The sequence below is a fragment of the Desemzia sp. FAM 23988 genome, assembly GCF_045528365.1.
GTDB lineage: Bacteria > Bacillota > Bacilli > Lactobacillales > Carnobacteriaceae > Desemzia.
In genome coordinates, this window is record NZ_JBGQQS010000020.1 from 19,365 (window position 1) to 36,219 (window position 16,855).

The 16,855-nt window shown below is 38.0% G+C and carries 16 protein-coding genes; 15 read left to right on the plus strand and 1 reads right to left on the minus strand.

What is annotated here, in order from left to right:
* Nucleotides 1-54: 54 nt before the first annotated feature.
* Nucleotides 55-1,341 (plus strand): PTS cellobiose transporter subunit IIC, encoded by a 1,287-nt coding sequence (gene celB, locus ACEN4L_RS10435; RefSeq protein ID WP_407097152.1) that lies wholly within the window; start codon nucleotides 55-57, stop codon nucleotides 1,339-1,341.
* 99 nt (nucleotides 1,342-1,440) lie between these two features.
* Entirely contained in the window at nucleotides 1,441-2,163 is a 723-nt protein-coding gene (locus ACEN4L_RS10440; RefSeq protein ID WP_407097153.1) for a GntR family transcriptional regulator, read from the plus strand.
* A gap of 183 nt (nucleotides 2,164-2,346) precedes the next feature.
* Here the strand turns inward: ACEN4L_RS10440 and ACEN4L_RS10445 are convergent, their stop codons facing one another.
* Entirely contained in the window at nucleotides 2,347-3,120 is a 774-nt protein-coding gene (locus tag ACEN4L_RS10445; protein ID WP_407097154.1) for an exodeoxyribonuclease III, read from the minus strand.
* A 126-nt stretch (nucleotides 3,121-3,246) separates the two neighbouring features.
* Between ACEN4L_RS10445 and ACEN4L_RS10450 the strand changes: the two genes are divergently transcribed.
* The 13 genes from ACEN4L_RS10450 to ACEN4L_RS10510 all read left to right on the plus strand — a co-directional run bounded on the left by ACEN4L_RS10450 (nucleotide 3,247) and on the right by ACEN4L_RS10510 (nucleotide 16,819).
* Nucleotides 3,247-4,149 carry a Gfo/Idh/MocA family protein gene (locus tag ACEN4L_RS10450; RefSeq protein WP_407097155.1) on the plus strand — a complete coding sequence of 301 codons (903 nt, stop codon included), beginning with the start codon at nucleotides 3,247-3,249 and terminating at the stop codon, nucleotides 4,147-4,149.
* A gap of 113 nt (nucleotides 4,150-4,262) precedes the next feature.
* A complete protein-coding gene (locus ACEN4L_RS10455; RefSeq protein ID WP_407097156.1) occupies nucleotides 4,263-5,648 on the plus strand; it encodes a TrkH family potassium uptake protein in 1,386 nt (461 codons plus the stop codon).
* 274 nt (nucleotides 5,649-5,922) lie between these two features.
* Nucleotides 5,923-7,302 (plus strand): TrkH family potassium uptake protein, encoded by a 1,380-nt coding sequence (locus ACEN4L_RS10460; protein WP_407097157.1) that lies wholly within the window; start codon nucleotides 5,923-5,925, stop codon nucleotides 7,300-7,302.
* Between the two features lie 11 nt (nucleotides 7,303-7,313).
* Entirely contained in the window at nucleotides 7,314-7,985 is a 672-nt protein-coding gene (locus tag ACEN4L_RS10465) for a potassium channel family protein (protein ID WP_407097158.1), read from the plus strand.
* Between the two features lie 356 nt (nucleotides 7,986-8,341).
* Nucleotides 8,342-9,259 (plus strand): UDP-N-acetylmuramate dehydrogenase, encoded by a 918-nt coding sequence (murB, locus tag ACEN4L_RS10470; RefSeq protein WP_407097159.1) that lies wholly within the window; start codon nucleotides 8,342-8,344, stop codon nucleotides 9,257-9,259.
* A 214-nt stretch (nucleotides 9,260-9,473) separates the two neighbouring features.
* Nucleotides 9,474-10,016, plus strand: a complete 543-nt coding sequence (locus ACEN4L_RS10475) for a helix-turn-helix domain-containing protein (protein WP_407097160.1) — start codon at nucleotides 9,474-9,476, stop codon at nucleotides 10,014-10,016.
* 71 nt (nucleotides 10,017-10,087) lie between these two features.
* Nucleotides 10,088-11,179: an ABC transporter ATP-binding protein gene (locus tag ACEN4L_RS10480; protein ID WP_407097161.1), complete on the plus strand. Its 1,092-nt coding sequence runs from the start codon at nucleotides 10,088-10,090 to the stop codon at nucleotides 11,177-11,179.
* Between the two features lie 13 nt (nucleotides 11,180-11,192).
* The gene (locus tag ACEN4L_RS10485) at nucleotides 11,193-12,005 is read left to right on the plus strand and encodes an ABC transporter permease (RefSeq protein ID WP_407097162.1); all 813 of its coding nucleotides are present in this window, start codon (nucleotides 11,193-11,195) and stop codon (nucleotides 12,003-12,005) included.
* Nucleotides 12,005-12,841: an ABC transporter permease gene (locus ACEN4L_RS10490; protein WP_407097163.1), complete on the plus strand. Its 837-nt coding sequence runs from the start codon at nucleotides 12,005-12,007 to the stop codon at nucleotides 12,839-12,841. Before ACEN4L_RS10485 ends, ACEN4L_RS10490 begins: the two co-directional genes overlap by 1 nt.
* A complete protein-coding gene (locus ACEN4L_RS10495) occupies nucleotides 12,838-13,911 on the plus strand; it encodes an ABC transporter substrate-binding protein (protein ID WP_407097164.1) in 1,074 nt (357 codons plus the stop codon). The genes ACEN4L_RS10490 and ACEN4L_RS10495 overlap by 4 nt, the downstream gene beginning before the upstream one ends.
* A gap of 239 nt (nucleotides 13,912-14,150) precedes the next feature.
* Nucleotides 14,151-14,609, plus strand: a complete 459-nt coding sequence (locus tag ACEN4L_RS10500) for an ASCH domain-containing protein (RefSeq protein WP_407097165.1) — start codon at nucleotides 14,151-14,153, stop codon at nucleotides 14,607-14,609.
* Nucleotides 14,610-14,638: 29 nt separating this feature from the next.
* Complete coding sequence (rpiA, locus tag ACEN4L_RS10505) at nucleotides 14,639-15,310, plus strand: ribose-5-phosphate isomerase RpiA (RefSeq protein ID WP_407097166.1); 672 nt, start codon at nucleotides 14,639-14,641, stop codon at nucleotides 15,308-15,310.
* Nucleotides 15,311-15,514: 204 nt separating this feature from the next.
* Nucleotides 15,515-16,819, plus strand: coding sequence for a pyrimidine-nucleoside phosphorylase (locus ACEN4L_RS10510; RefSeq protein WP_407097167.1), 1,305 nt, complete (start codon nucleotides 15,515-15,517; stop codon nucleotides 16,817-16,819).
* The last annotated feature ends 36 nt before the right edge of the window (nucleotides 16,820-16,855 follow it).

A 16,855-nucleotide genomic window follows, 5' to 3' on the forward strand; every position in this document is an offset into this window, starting at 1 on the left:
AAACGTTTGCTATAATTTATTACATTTTAAAAAAAGAAAAGAGGTATTTTACTTATGAATGGCTTTATTGACAAATTAAGTGAAAAATTGTTACCGATTGCAGGAAAGTTAGGACAAAACAAATACTTGCTAGTCTTGCGAGATGCTTTTATGTTGGCTTTCCCAATCACCATGTTTGGTTCATTAGTAGTAGTTATCAATAATTTACCGTTTTTCAGTGATGATGTGAAAGGTACATTAGGAACATTATTTGGTAATGGACAAAATGCTACCATGTCTATTATGACTATCTTTGTAACATTTGGTATCGGGTATTATTTATCTAAAACACACGATGTGGATCCAGTGTTTGGTGGAGCCGTATCTCTTGCATCCTACTTGATTTTAACTCCGTTTGTGACTACTCTTGAATCTGGTGAGGTAGTAAGCGGTGTGTTAACTTTAGATCGCTTAGGCGCTAAAGGGATGTTTGTTGGGATGATAGCATCATTTCTTGCAGCTGAAATCTACTGCAGAATAATCAAAAAAGGAATTGTTATCAAAATGCCGGATGGCGTTCCAACAGCAGTTTCTAAATCATTTGCAGCGATGATTCCTGCAATTATTACATTAGGTATTTTCACAATTGTAAATGCCATCGTAACTGGCGCATTTAATACAAACTTACATGATTTTGTATACAATGTTATTCAAGAGCCGTTAACTGGTTTAGGTAGTGGATTGCCAGCAACGTTGATTGCTGTATTCTTTGTTCAATTATTATGGTTCTTTGGATTACATGGACAAATCATTGTCAACTCAGTAATGGATCCAATCTGGAATACATTAATGTTGGATAACTTAGAACACTTTGAAGCTGGAGAAGCATTGCCAAATATCGTTACAAAACCATTTATGGAAATGTATACAGTTGGTATGGGTGGATCTGGTAGCACGTTGATCGTTGTTATCCTTATGGCATTCGTGATGAAGAGTCGCCAAATGAAAGATGTTGGACGTTTAGCTTTAGCACCTGGTATTTTCAATGTTAACGAACCTGTTATCTTCGGTATGCCGCTTGTATTGAACGCAGCTATCTTCATTCCATGGATCTTAGCTCCATTAGTAACAACTACTTTAAATTATGTAGTGATGGACTTGGGTATTTTCCCAACGCCGACTGGGGTATCAGTGCCGTGGACAGTACCGGTATTCTTTAACGGTATGTTAGCTACGAACTCTCCAATGGGTGGGGTGTTACAATTGATTGATATGGCAATTATCGGTGTTATCTGGTATCCATTCTTGAAAGTTGTCGATAAAACAAACCTTAAATCAGTCGATTTAAGTACAGCAGAATAAAATAATGTTGAAAAGACTAGTTTTTTGTATAAAAAAACTAGTCTTTTTCTTTGAGATGGAGTATGCTAGGGGAGAGTATAAACCACCGGAGGGAAGAACATGATCAAATATGAAATGATAGCGAATAAAATTAGACAACGTATTCAAGAAGAATTCTATCCAGTGGATTCTCTGATCCCTGATCAAATTTCTTTGGCAAAAGAATTTGGTGTAAGCAGAATGACCGTAAAAAAAGCCATGGACGTTTTGGCATTAGAAGGATTGATTTTTCGGAAACGCGGATCAGGAACTTATGTGAAGAAAACGGCTCTAAAAAATGGCCTAAATGCTAACGCAATGGAATATGAAGGATTGACCAAACAATTGGTTGGTCATGAAGTTAAAGGAGAAATTATTTCCTTTTCGGTAGAGTTTCCTGAAGAAGAGATACGAGAGACGCTGATGCTGGATAAACATGTTCCGGTATATAAAATTATCCGCTTGCGTATTGTAGACGGAGAGCCGTATATTATTGAGCATACGTTTATGAATGCGAATTTGATACCGGGGTTAAGCGAAGAAGCCTTAAACTCCTCTATTTATCAATACATTCATAATGAATTAGGGTTGCAATTCGGAGGAGCTTACCGAAAGATTCACGCAGCGAAGTCTTCCAAATACGATCAGAAGTATTTAGGCTGTGCTGTCGATGACCCAGTTTTGGAAGTAGAGCAAGTTGTCCATTTAGAAGATGGGACACCTTTTGAATATTCCCGGAGTAGAAATAGATACGACAAACGGAGTTACACAGTCGTTGATTTGCAAAACAAAAATAAAGGGTAAGCGATAAAAAGAATGGACCGTCCATTTAAGACGATCCATTCTTTTTTTAATGGTTCTACAACATTTGATGCTTGTAAGTCTTGAGACGCGGTTTTCGGCTCAAGGGCGTTCCCATGGCCTTCCATAAGCAACCCCATAGGCCGGAGGAAATTTCTTTACCAACGTTAGAAGATGAAGAGCCTTTTAAATAGCTTTAGCTAGGGTATCTTTAAGAGTCAGTTCTACTGGGCAATGATCTGAACCCAAGATAGTGTTGTGTATTTTCGCATCTTCTAGAAATGGAATCAATTTTTGTGAAACACAGAAATAATCGATGCGCCAACCGGCATTGTTTTTGCGGGCATTGAACCGGTAGTTCCACCAAGTGTAGCTTCCTTCTGTTTCAGGATAGAAATAGCGGTAAGTATCGACAAATCCATTGCTTAAAAGAGCCTCAAATTGAGCTCTTTCTTCATCAGAAAAGCCAGCGTTGCCGCGGTTGCGTTGCGGATTTTTTAAATCAATGTCTTTATGGGCAACGTTTAGATCTCCACAAAGAATAACTGGTTTTCGGATATCTAATTCAGTTAAATAAGCTAAAAAATCTTGTTCCCAACGTACACGATAGTCTAGCCGTTTCAACTCGGATTGAGAATTAGGAGTGTAACAAGTAACCACATAATAATCGTCGTACTCTAAAGTGATTACTCTTCCTTCTGTATCGTGTTCAGAAATACCGATTCCATAAGCTGCCGATAAAGGCTCATATTTAGTAAAAATAGCTGTACCCGAGTAGCCTTTCTTTTCAGCATAATTCCAAAAAGAGTAGTATCCAGGGATATCCAGATCGATTTGTCCTTCTTGAAGTTTGGTCTCCTGAAGGCAGAAAAAATCAGCATCTAATTCTGTAAAAATATCTAAGAAACCTTTTTTGACAATAGCGCGTAATCCGTTGACGTTCCAAGAAATTAGTTTCATTTATTAGTTTGCTCCTTTAGTGTAACATGGTACTATTATTGTACAGTAAACGAAAAAAAACTTGAAGCAGTAGAGCTTAGTAGTTCGGCAAGAAAATCCATTAAACTAATGAAATGAGGAAAAGTAGTGAAAATAGGAATAGTAGGTTTAGGCGGCATCTCTCAAAAAGCGTATTTGCCAATTATGATGTCCATGAGTGAAGAAGTCGAGTGGCATTTTTACACACGGAATCAAGAAAAACTGTCCAAAATCGGCAAACAATACCGAGTAACAAATCTGCATCCAACAATCGAATCTATGATTGAAAGCGGAGTGGAAGGAGTATTCATCCATACGGCAACCCACACGCATACAGCTTTTATCAGACAATTTTTAGAAAATGGTATTCATGTGTATGTAGATAAACCAATCAGTGAAGACCTTGAAGAGGTAGAATCCTTACTAGCTTTAGCTGAAGACAAACAACTGGTATTGACTACCGGATTTAATCGTCGCTTTGCACCAATGATTCAAGAACTAAAAAAAGTTCCGCATAAAAATATGATTTTCGTTCAAAAAAACAAGCCTAATGGTTCTGGGACAGTTCAGTTTGGTATTTTTGATATGTTTATTCACGCCATTGATACAGCCTTGTACTTATTGGACGATGAGGTAGTAGAAATGTCACATACTATTACCGAAACGGACGGACAATTGGAAAACTGTGTCGTGCAGTTGGAAACGGATCAAACGATGTGTATCGTTTCAATGAACTATAAAGCTGGAGCTAATCTGGAAGTAGCTGAAGTACAGTCTCCTGAAGGAACGTATCGCGTAACGAACTTGACCGATTACGAAAGCGATTCTTATGGAGAACAAGAGACCAGAGCATTCGGAGACTGGGACCACACTCTTGAAAAGAGAGGATTTGCTCCTTTGATCCGTCAGTTCATTGAAGCTGTGAAAACGGGAGATAATCCTGTAAGTCTGGAATCTTCTTTTATGAGTCACCAAATATGTGCCGAAATAGTGGCTGACAACAAGGACTAGAGAATAACAAATACATGATCAGTCAAAAGCGGTGGACGTAACTGTCGTTCTTGACTCATCATGTTTTTGTGAAAAAGAGGAGAAAAATTTACGAAGGAGGAATCCAACCTTTTATGATTGGAGATAAAATACGTCATTTATCACCATCTAAAAAAATTGCTTTCAGTTTTTTGATGATTATTTTTATCGGATCCCTATTGCTGAGTCTGCCTGTCAGCCAATCTGCAGTTTCAGAGGCAGGGTACTTTCAGCATCTGTTCACATCAGTTTCTATGGTCTGTGTGACAGGTTTATTGACGACACCACTTATCACTACCTACAGTTTATTCGGTAAAGTAGTTTGCATTTTCTTGATGCAAATTGGCGGGTTGGGCTTAATGACGATTCTTGCTGCGTTTATAGTCGGTGTAGGTAAAAAAATAAGCTTTAAAGACAAGATTGCGGTTAGTGAAGCTCTAAACCGCGATAAATTAGGGGATTTTAAGAATTACCTGACCTCTATTATCAAGTATACGGCTGTTATTGAAGGAACAGCATTTATATTTTTGGCAGTTAGACTTATCCCCGAATACGGAACGAAGAACGGTTTCTTCCATGCGCTTTTTCTGGCTGTTTCGGGTTTTTGCAACGCTGGATTTGATACGCTGAGAGGAAATAGTTTGCAACATTACGTTCACGACCCTGTGGTCAATATTGTTATGATGGTGTTGATTGTTTTAGGAGGGATCGGTTTTTCTGTCTGGTTTGATATCACGCAAAATGTACAATCGATTTTTAAGAAAACAGGTAGCCGCAATTTAAAGAGAAATTACCAACGTCTGCAAGTGCACACTCGTCTAGCTATAAATATTTCTGTTTTCTTATTGCTCTTTGGAATTATGCTGTTTTTAATTGTTGAATGGAACAATCCTTCTAGTATTGGAGATTTTTCTATCGGAGAAAAGATCTTGGCAGCAGTATTTCAATCCACTACTTTTAGAACCGCTGGATTCACTACAGTAAATTTTTTGGACTTTAAAAGTTTTACCAACTTCTTTTTTGTTGTCATCAGCTTCATCGGAGGATCTCCAGGTGGGACTGCTGGAGGTCTGAAGACAACTACGGTAGCTTTAGTTGTTTTATTGATGTACAACGAAATCAAAGGACAAAAACACATCAATTACGCTTACCACACGATTCCAACTGAAATTGTGCGAAGAGCTTTGGTAGTATTGGTCACCTTTTTTGTTTGTTTTATGGTAGGGACAGGTTTATTGTTGTTATTTGAGCAAGATCAGAGACCCTTTCATTTGATTTTTGAAACGGCTTCTGCTTTAACAACGATCGGACTAACTGTAGATAACTTGACGCCCCAGTTATCTACAGTTAGTCAAGTAGTGATTATGATTTTAATGTTTATTGGCAGAATTGGCCCTATCACCATATTTTTGAGTTTGGGTAGAAGAAACAAAAAACAAAAAAATTACCGTTATGCAGAAACAAAAATTTTGATTGGGTAACAGAAAAAAGTAGTCAGAACCTCATTAGTCGGGCTCCTTTTTCGATGTTTAGTGCTTTAGTTTAATCCGAAACAATCCTTATCTAATTGTGGCATAGAGTAAACGAATCGCACAAACTTACAAACTGAGTAAAAAAATAATCAATAAGAGATTTACCTTCGAAAAAAAGAGTGTAAAAAAACTTTTTTTGAGGAAAGAATTTGCTTTACTTTTATGCGAATAAGAATATAATACATGAGAACTTGATAAAGTATGAATGAAAGAGGAGAAGGGAATGTCTGCAAAAAAGATTAGGGAGGTACCTCCAGCTTTAAAGATTGCTATTAGTTTTGCAATAGTTATTTTTGCAGGATCACTGCTGTTAACACTGCCCATCAGCAATCTGGAAACATCACAAACCACTTATTTTGATAACTTATTTACAGCGGTATCCATGGTATGCGTGACGGGATTATTTACATTGCCTGTGGCAGCGTCTTATACGGTGTTTGGCCAAATCGTTTGTATCGTTTTGATGCAAATAGGTGGACTGGGTCTGATGACTATATTGGCAACTTTTATCTTAAGAATAGGAAGAAAAATCAGCTATTCGGATACTATAGCTGTAAAAGAAGCTCTTAATAGAGATGAATTAAGCAATTTTAATACTTATTTAGCTTCCATCATTAAATATACAATGACTATTGAAGGAACAGGAATGCTGCTGTTATCTTTTAGATTTGTACCAGAATTCGGATGGGCTAAAGGGCTATTTGTCTCTTTATTTCTAGCGGTTTCTGGATTTTGTAATGCTGGTTTCGACAATATCGGAGCTATTAGTCTACAAGAGTATGCGCATGATTCTTTAGTCAATCTAGTTATTATTTCGCTGGTTATTTTAGGCGGTATTGGTTTTTCAGTTTGGTTTGACGTCACACACAACCTTCAATCCATTGTAAAAAATAAATTTCAGCACGGTTGGAAACGTGCTTATCGGTTGTTAAAGATTCATACGCGTTTAGCTATTAATGTGACACTTATTTTGATTGTAACAGGTACTCTGGTTTTCTTATTAGTCGAATGGAACAACCCAGACTCCATTGGAAATTTTTCATTTGGGGACAAGGTGATGGCTTCTCTATTTCAAACAGTAATAATGAGAACAGCTGGTTTTGCTACATTGGATTATGAACTGGTAGAACCTTTTACTTTATTATTCTTCATTTTTACAATGTTTATCGGAGGGTCTCCTGGAGGTGCAGCCGGTGGTATCAAAACAACTACATTTGCTTTGATTGTTCTGTTGATTATTAATGAGGTCAAGGGGCAAAAACACATCAATTACGCACACCACACGATTCCAATCGAAATCGTACGTCGTGCGATCGTTGTTGTAGCTACATTCTGTGCTTTTCTAGTAATGGGTGTAAGTATTTTGATGCTGGTTGAAGACCAACCCTTCTTGTATTTACTGTTTGAAGCCGTTTCTGCCTTAGCAACAGTAGGGGTCAGTGTAAATTTAACACCTGAGTTGTCAGATATCAGCCATATTGTGTTGATGATTTTGATGTATGTTGGTAGAATTGGACCAATCACCATACTATTAGGTTTAATCAGAAACAATAAAAAGACAAAAGACAAATTATATGCGAAAACAACTATTTTAATTGGATAGGAGATAAGAATATGGCAGTAAGAACAATTGGTGTACTGGGGCTGGGAGTCTTTGGATCATCAATAGCGAAAGAATTGAATGATTTTGATTGTGAAGTGATTGCAATTGATATCGATATAGACAATGTTGAACGCGTAGAACCTTATGTAACACAAGCTGTACAGGGAAATATCACAGACTTGGATTTTTTACAAAGTGTAGGACTCGAAAATTGTGATGTGGTAGTAGTAGCTACAGGGACTAGTTTAGAGGCAAGTGTTTTAGCTGTCATGAACTGTAAGAAATTAGGGATCGCTACGATTGTTGCAAAAGCAAAAAATAAATCTTTTATGGAAGTACTGCTTGAGATTGGGGCAACTAAGGTCATTCGTCCGGAAAAAGAAGCAGGGACTCGTGTGGCAAAAAGTGTGTTAAGAAGACATATCACGGATATTGTTGACTTGGATGAAGACTATGCTGTAATCGAGTTTATTCCGCCTGCTCCTTGGGTAGGGAAAACATTCGATGAATTGGATTTAAGAAAACGATACGAAATCAATATTATCGGAGTGCGAAAATCTTCTCAAAAACGAATGGATGTATCCTTTAGCCCAGACTACCGAATTGAACAAGGTACTGTCTTGGTTGGGATTGCAGAATCTGAAATATTTGAACGCTACGACTACTTGAATAAACTAAAATAGAGAGCGTGGAGCAAGGCGTTTAGCTCACCGGACAAAATCCAAACGACGAGAGTTAGGTGTTCTTTACCTAACTCTCGTCGTTTGGATTTTGGTAGTGTGAGCTGCCTTGCGCAACGCGTTTAAGAGCACAAATCAAGCGAAGATGTGATGGGACAGAACCTAGCACATCTTTTTTTGTTCAAAAGTTATTCTAAAAGAATTAAAATTTTGATTGTTATAGCAAGACAAGCTACAAAAATACATCTTTGCATGGTAAACTAAAAAACAGGCAAGAGACATCCCTAATGAAAACATTACTTGGGATCATTAAAAAGTAGAGTATTTGCTCTATTCATAGGAAAGGGTATTTAAACACTATGGTAATCGAAGAATTAAAAAAACAAATTCCTGATTTAATTATAAAAGAAAATGAACCACTATCACTATACACCTACACTAAAACTGGAGGTCCAGCTGATGTGCTGGTTTTCCCCACAACTATTGAAGAAGTCACAAACGTCGTACAGTGGGTAAATAGGGAACAATTGCCTCTAACTGTGTTGGGCAATGCCAGCAATCTTATTGTCAAAGATGGCGGAATACGTGGTGTAGTGATGATCTTAACAAAAATGAAACGTATTCAAGTGGAGCATAAAAAAATTATCGTTCAAAGTGGTGCTCGTTTAATCGATACTTCTAATGAAGCTTATGAAGCCGGTTTGACAGGTTTGGAATTCGCTTGCGGTATTCCAGGCAGTATCGGTGGTGCAGTTTACATGAATGCTGGAGCTTACGATGGAGAAGTCAGCGAATCCATTGAATCAGTCACGGTGCTAACGCTTGAAGGTGAAGTAAAAACAGTGAAAAATAAGGACTTAGAATTCAGTTACCGTCACAGTGCCATCCAACAGAGCCATGATATTGTGTTGGAAGTAGTATTTTCTCTTGAAAATGGTAAGAAAAAGGCTATTAAAGAGCGAATGGATGAATTGACTGCTTTAAGAGAGTCTAAACAACCTTTAGAGTATCCATCATGTGGGAGTGTGTTCAAGCGTCCAACGGGGTATTTTACAGGCAAATTGATCCAAGAAGCTGGCTTACAAGGTTTAATCTGGGGTGGTGCACAAATATCCGAAAAACATGCAGGTTTTATCGTAAATATCAATCATGCTACAGCCACAGATTATATCGAATTGATCGAACACATCAAAGAAGTCATCCTTAAAGTAAACAAGGTGCAATTAGAAACGGAAGTAAGAATTATTGGGGAAGACCTGGTAAAAGAACTTGCTTAATAGAAGGTAGAGACGACACATTACAATAAAAGAGAAGCCATTGGAACGAATTAGGACTAAAAAACAGAATCTCTCTGTTTTTTAGTTTTTTTTTATTGCATTTTTGTCCAAATTATCTATAATAAGAAGAGGTTTTACTAAACAAAATAATTAGTGACAGAATACTTTTGTGCTATTTAGTTTAATGATAGTAAACAAAAAAGGGTGTAAAAAAATGGAAATAGGCACGCGAATAAAGAATTTACGGATCCAAAAAAATCTTACACAAGAGGAATTGGCAGAACGAACGAATCTAAGCAAAGGATATATTTCTCAAGTAGAAAGAGATTTAAGTATGCCTTCAATGGATGTTTTTTTTGATATGCTGGAAGTTCTGGGTTGCAGTCCAAAAGATTTCTTTGACGAAGAACAAGAGGAACAGCGAGTGGTCTACAAAAAGGATGAGCACACTCATTACGAAGCTGTGGATGGACAATATACGATCCAATGGCTTGTTCCAGAATCCAATGAAAATGAAATGGAACCTATCCAATTGACATTGGAAAAAAATGGAGCCTTCAAAGAATTTTCTCCTTCTATGGCAGAAACCTTTGCTTATGTGACAAAAGGAGCAGTGTGTATCGAAATCGGGATGAATCGATACTATGCCAAAAAAGGCGATGCGATTTATTACCATGCTAATGATACTCACCAAATATTTAATCAAGCAGATGGAGAAAGCCGGTTATTGATGGTCGTTACAGAATCCTATCTGTAGACTCCAGAAGCTTTCTACTTGTATTTCAAAAAAAGATCCACTAGATTGGAACAAAAAGGAGAATAGTAAAAATGCCAGAAAATGCTATTATTACGTTTAAAAATGTAAAAAAACAGTATGAAGATGACGTTATTTTAAAAAATATCACTTTTGATATTGAGCGGGGAAAATTTTATACCTTGTTAGGACCATCCGGTTGTGGAAAAACAACCATTTTAAATTTGATTGCTGGATTTACGGAAGTTTCTGATGGGTTGATTACCATTAACGGTGAAAAAGTAAATGATATTCCTCCCAATAAACGTACAGTCAATACCGTTTTTCAAGATTATGCGTTGTTCCCGCACATGAGTGTATTTGAGAACATTGCATTTGGTTTGAGAATCAAAAAATTAGACAACAAAACGATCAAAGAAAAAGTAGCAGCAGTCTTAAAAATGATGCGTTTATCTGGCTACGAAAATCGCGCCATCAGTGAAATGTCTGGTGGTCAGCGCCAACGGGTGGCTATCGCTCGTGCCTTAGTTAATGAACCAGATGTATTGTTACTAGACGAACCGTTATCGGCATTAGACCTGAAATTAAGAACCGATATGCAATATGAATTGCGTGAATTGCAGCAACGATTGGGCATCACGTTTATCTTTGTCACTCATGATCAAGAAGAAGCATTAGCTATGAGCGACGAAATTTTTGTGATGAAAGAAGGCAAGATCGTTCAAAGCGGAACACCGGTAGATATTTATGATGAACCGATCAACCGTTATGTGGCGGATTTTATTGGGGAAAGCAACATCGTAGAAGGAACAATGATTCAAGACTATGAAATTTCATTTGTCGGTCGCACATTTGAATGTGTTGATGCAGGGATGTCGCCGAATGAAAAAGTAGAAGTGGTGATTCGTCCAGAAGATTTAGCGTTGACGACGACAGACAAAGGGAAATTGACGGTCAAGGTGGACACCCAATTATTCCGCGGGGTGCATTATGAAATCATCGGATACGATGCAGAAGGAAATGAATGGATGGTTCATTCTACTAAGAAAGCTGTAGTTGGCGAAATGGTAGGATTGCATTTTGGTCCAGAAGATATCCATGTTATGAGATTTGGAGAAACTGAAAAAGAATTTGATGCTCGTTTAGAAAGTTACGAAGAGGAATAGGAGGGAAACGGATATGAAACAAACAAAAGCGTTTTATTTTGCGCCGTATTCGATGTGGCTGCTTTTATTTGTGGTAGCTCCTTTAGTGTTGATTTTGTATCAATCATTTTTTGATATCCAAGGCAATTTTACGTTTGCCAATTATGCTGCTTATTTTCAATCAGGCACTTATCTAACCATGACCTTCAATTCGATATTCTATGCGTTCTTGATTACTTTATTTACTTTACTGATCAGTTATCCTACAGCTTATTTATTGGTGAGAACGAAGCATAAACAATTGTGGTTGCTGCTGATCATCTTACCTACATGGATCAATTTGTTGTTAAAAGCCTATGCTTTTATTGGAATATTCAGTATGAATGGAACAATCAATGATTTCTTGGTGTTTACTGGAATTGGGCGTCAGCAAATTTTATTTACAGACGTTAGTTTTTTGCTGGTCGCTTCCTACATTGAAATTCCGTTTATGATCTTGCCGATTTACAATGCACTGGAAGAAATGAATCCCTCTTATATGAAAGCGAGTTCTGATTTAGGAGCCAATAACTGGGAGACCTTCAGACGAGTCATTTTTCCTTTGTCATTGAATGGAGTCAAAAGTGGAGTACAAGCCGTTTTCATTCCTTCATTATCTTTATTTATGCTGACCAGATTAATTGGAGGAAATCGCGTCATCACATTAGGGACAGCGATTGAACAACACTTCTTAGTGACTGAAAATTGGGGAATGGGTTCTACGATTGGAGTAGTTTTGATCGTAGCGATGTTCTTAATGATGCTGCTGACGGGAGAAAAGAAAAAGAAGGGAGCGTTGCATAAATAATGGCAAAAAAGACATTTAAATGGACGAATCTTTATCTACTGCTTGTTTTCGTCTTATTGTATGCTCCCATTATGTATTTGATATTTTATTCTTTCAATGATGGCGGAACAATGACTTCTTTTACGGGATTTACTTGGGACAATTACACTGCTGTTTTTGAGGATACTCGTTTAATGGGAATCGTGTTAGATACATTATTGGTCGCTTTGCTGTCTTCGTTGTTAGCAACGATTATTGGAACATTAGGCGCTATTGGAGTGTATTTGGTGAAAAATCGAAAGACACGCAATACCTTGTTGAGTATGAACAACATATTGATGGTTTCTCCAGATGTTATCATTGGAGCAAGCTTCTTAATCCTGTTCACGTTTATTGGTTTTAGATTAGGTTTTGCTTCCGTTCTATTGTCGCATGTTGCGTTCAGTATTCCGATCGTTGTATTGATGGTCTTGCCAAAATTGCAAGAAATGAATCCGACGATGATCAAAGCGGCACACGATTTAGGGGCAAATAACTGGCAAGTCTTGACTAAAATCATATTGCCAGCAATCACTCCTGGAATTTTAGCGGGCTATTTTATGGCCTTTACGTATTCTTTAGATGATTTTGCGGTGACCTTTTTCGTAACTGGAAATGGCTTCAGTACACTCGCAGTAGAGATCTATTCTCGTGCTCGCCAAGGAGTATCCTTAGAGATCAACGCATTAAGCACATTGATGTTCTTGTTTGCATTGATTTTAGTAGTGGGCTATTACTTTATCCAACAATACAGCATCAGCAAAAAACATAAGCAGCAGCATGGAAGAAAAGGTAAAGAGGCGGTGACTTTACTATGAAACGATTAGTCACACTAGCCGGCGTTATTTTAGCCGTCTGTGGAGTGCTCTACTATTCATCTAACAAGTTGGATGAAGCTCAAGGCATGACCGGCGAAAACACGTTGAATTTGTACAACTGGGGAGATTATATTGACCCTGAATTGATTACTAAATTTGAAGAAGAAACAGGGTATGTGGTGTCTTATGAAACGTTTGATTCGAACGAGGCCATGTATACCAAAGTCAATCAAGGTGGGACAGCGTATGATTTAGCTGTGCCGAGTGAGTATATGATCGAGCGTATGATTGAAGAAGATATGCTGATTGAAATGGATCATTCAAAAATTGAAGGATTAGAACACTTAGATCCTGATTTATTGGACATGGCTTTTGATCCTGAGAACCGTTATTCCATTCCTTATTTTTGGGGAACATTAGGAATTGTTTACAATACGAAGTTTATTGAGGAAGGCACTATTGAACATTGGGATGATTTATGGGGTCCACGCTTCAAAGATGATGTGATGCTGATCGATGGAGCTAGAGAAGTGATGGGGTTGGCGCTGAACAGTTTAGGTTACTCGGTAAACTCTAAAAATGATGCTGAGTTGGCTGAAGCCGCTGAAAAATTGGATTCAATGACAGCAAACGTAAAAGCTGTTGTCGCTGATGAAATCAAAATGTATATGATCCAAGAAGAAAGTTCTGTGGCTGTAACTTTTTCTGGAGAAGTAGCGGATATGATGTGGGAGAATGAAAATCTGCGTTACGTGATTCCACCTGAAGGGTCCAATTTGTGGTTCGACAACTTTGTCATTCCTAAAACCGCTCAGAATGTGGAGGCTGCCTATGCCTTTATCAACTTTATGTTGGAGCCCGAAAATGCTGCTCAGAATGCAGAGTATGTCGGGTATTCTACACCCAATACGTCAGCGATGGAATTGATGCCAGCTGAAATGATTGAGGACGAGCAATTTTACCCATCCGATGAAACGATGGAACACTTAGAGGTTTATGAAAACTTAGGACAAGAGTATATTGGGATCTACAATGATTTGTTTTTGGAATTTAAAATGCATCGGAATTGATAAACAGCCAACACATCGGTCTTTGTTACAAAGGCCGATGTGTTTTTTTCATTCTTTAAAGCTCGAAATAAAGAGTGTGATGGTTAGAGATTCTTAAGCAGAATCACATGTTATAATAAGTTTCCAAACAAATAAAAAAATAGTATGATAGAATACGAGTGATGTTTGAAAAAAACTATACTTTAGAAATCGTATTTCAGCTAAAAGTGTAGATTCATAGATAAGGTTAAGGTGTAGACATGGAGAACGAATCAGCAAAAGAGTTGTGGGAAAGCTTTCATCAGCAGATTCCTAATTTACCGGAGCATTATGATGTTTGGGCTTTTGGAGATTCAAAAGAATTAGCAGATCAGTTAGCTGCTTTAGTGTTATCAGGTTTAAAAACAGCGACGTGCAGTTTGAAGCGCTTGTATGATGTTGAAGGAGCGGATTTGCCACAAGTTGGGGCTTATTCAGTCATTCTAGATGGAAATGATCAAGCAGTGGGAATCATTCAAAATTTAGACGTCTTTGTCTTTCCATTTGATGAAGTGACAGAAGAAATCGCCATTGCAGAAGGTGAAGGTGATCGTACAGTCGATTATTGGATGGAAGCTCATAAAGAGTTCTTTAAAAGAGAATGTCAATCTGCTGGAGAAACGTTTTCGACGAAAATGGAAGTGGTTTTTGAAAGCTTCGAATTGGTGTATGCAGCGTAATCAACTAATAACTAAAGGGGAATGGCCTAATGGACTTAAAGCAAATGGTTGGAGAAAAAGCAGCAGAGTTTGTGAAAGAGGGTATGGTAGTTGGTTTAGGAACGGGATCAACGGCGTATTATATGGTGGAAGCAATTGGGAGACGTGTAAAAGAAGGGTTGAACATTACTGGTGTGACTACTTCGAATCGTACCCAAGAACAAGCTGAAGCATTAGGGATTCCTTTGAAAAGCGTAGATGAAATCGATCGGATCGATATTACGATAGATGGAGCAGATGAGATCAGCCGCGATTATCAAGGCATCAAAGGCGGCGGTGCAGCTCATTTATTTGAAAAAATCGTAGCCGATAATTCCAATAAAGTGATCTGGATCGTAGATGAAACTAAAATGGTTGAACAATTAGGTGCCTTTCCACTACCTATCGAAGTGATTCCTTACGGCAGCCAGCAATTGTATCGTTTATTTGAGAAAAAAGGGTATCACCCAGTTGTCAGAAATGATGCTAATGAAGAAGTATTGGTTACAGATGCTGGGCATTATATTATTGATTTGCACATGGGAACGATCAAGCAGCCTCATGAGTTGGCTGAATGGTTAGATAGTTTAACAGGAGTTGTAGAACATGGATTGTTTTTAGACCGTGTCAATACGATTATTGTTGGGCGCGAATCAGGCGTTGAAATTATAGAAGCTAGATAACAAACGGATCAAATCAGTAAGGCTGGGACTGAGGCTAAAAACCTCAGTCTTTTTTGTTAGACATTTGTGCGAGGAAATGAATTCTAAGCGGCTGCTCTTCAGAAGAAAAGCGTAAAAATCTTCTCATATTCAAAAGTTAGAAAACGGTTTCTATTAGAAGTGTGGTAAAATAACTGTGTACTAGCGATAAGGAGATGATATTAAGTGAGAATGGTAGATTTGATCCATAAAAAACAACAAGGGAAAGAGTTGTCCGCTGAAGAAATTCAATGGATGATAAAACAATATACAACAGATGAAATACCAGATTACCAAATGAGTGCGATGTTGATGGCCATCTATTTTGAAGACATGACCGACGCTGAACGCGGAGCTTTAACCATGAGCATGGTGAAATCTGGAGATGAAATCGATTTGTCTCAAATTGAAGGTGTCAAAGTAGACAAGCATTCAACAGGTGGAGTAGGAGATACGACAACCTTGATTTTAGCTCCATTAGTAGCTAGTGTAGGAGTTCCTATTGCAAAGATGAGCGGTAGGGGATTAGGCCATACTGGTGGTACGATTGATAAATTAGAAGCTATTCCAGGATTTCATGTGGAGTTGAGCCAAGAAGAATTTGTCGAACAGGTCAATCAACATAAAGTAGCCGTTGTAGGGCAATCCGGGAATTTAACTCCTGCAGACAAAAAACTGTATGCGTTAAGAGATGTAACCAGTACAGTAGAATCTATCCCATTGATCGCGAGCTCAATCATGAGTAAAAAAATCGCAGCTGGTGCTGACGCGATCGTATTGGACGTAAAAACAGGTGCCGGTGCATTTATGAAGACTCCTGAAGCTGCTCGCGAATTAGCAGAAGCAATGGTAAAAATCGGAAATCATGTGGGAAGAAAAACGATGGCAGTTATTTCGGATATGAGCCAGCCTTTAGGATTTGCGATCGGGAATGCATTAGAAGTTCAAGAAGCTATCGATACTTTAAAAGGTCATGGACCAGCAGATGTGGTAGATTTGTGCTTAACTTTGGGAAGTCAAATGGCGCATTTAGCTGGAGTTGGTAAAGATCTTGATGAAGCCAGAAGTATCTTGAAAGAAAACTTAGAAAATGGGAAAGCACTGGAAGTTTTCAAAACATTTGTGGCAGCCCAAGGCGGAAACCCAGACGTTGCAGATAACCCAGAATTGTTGCCTAAAGCGCCATACCAAACAGAAGTGTTAGCTAACCAAGATGGTTATTTAGCTGAATTAGTAGCTGACGAATTAGGAGTTGCTTCTATGATGTTAGGTGCAGGACGTGCCACTAAAGAAAGTGACATTGATCTAGCAGTTGGATTAGTGTTGCACAAAAAAGTAGGAGACCAAGTTAAAAAAGGGGAACCTTTATTAACGATCCATAGTAATCAAGAAGAAGTCCCTGATGTAGAACAAAAGATTTGGGAGTGCATTACGATTGCGGATACAGCTGAACCTTTACCATTGATTTACGATGTTTTATCTGGAGAATAAAGAAGTAATAAGCTGCTCATAAAGTTAAGTAAAGGA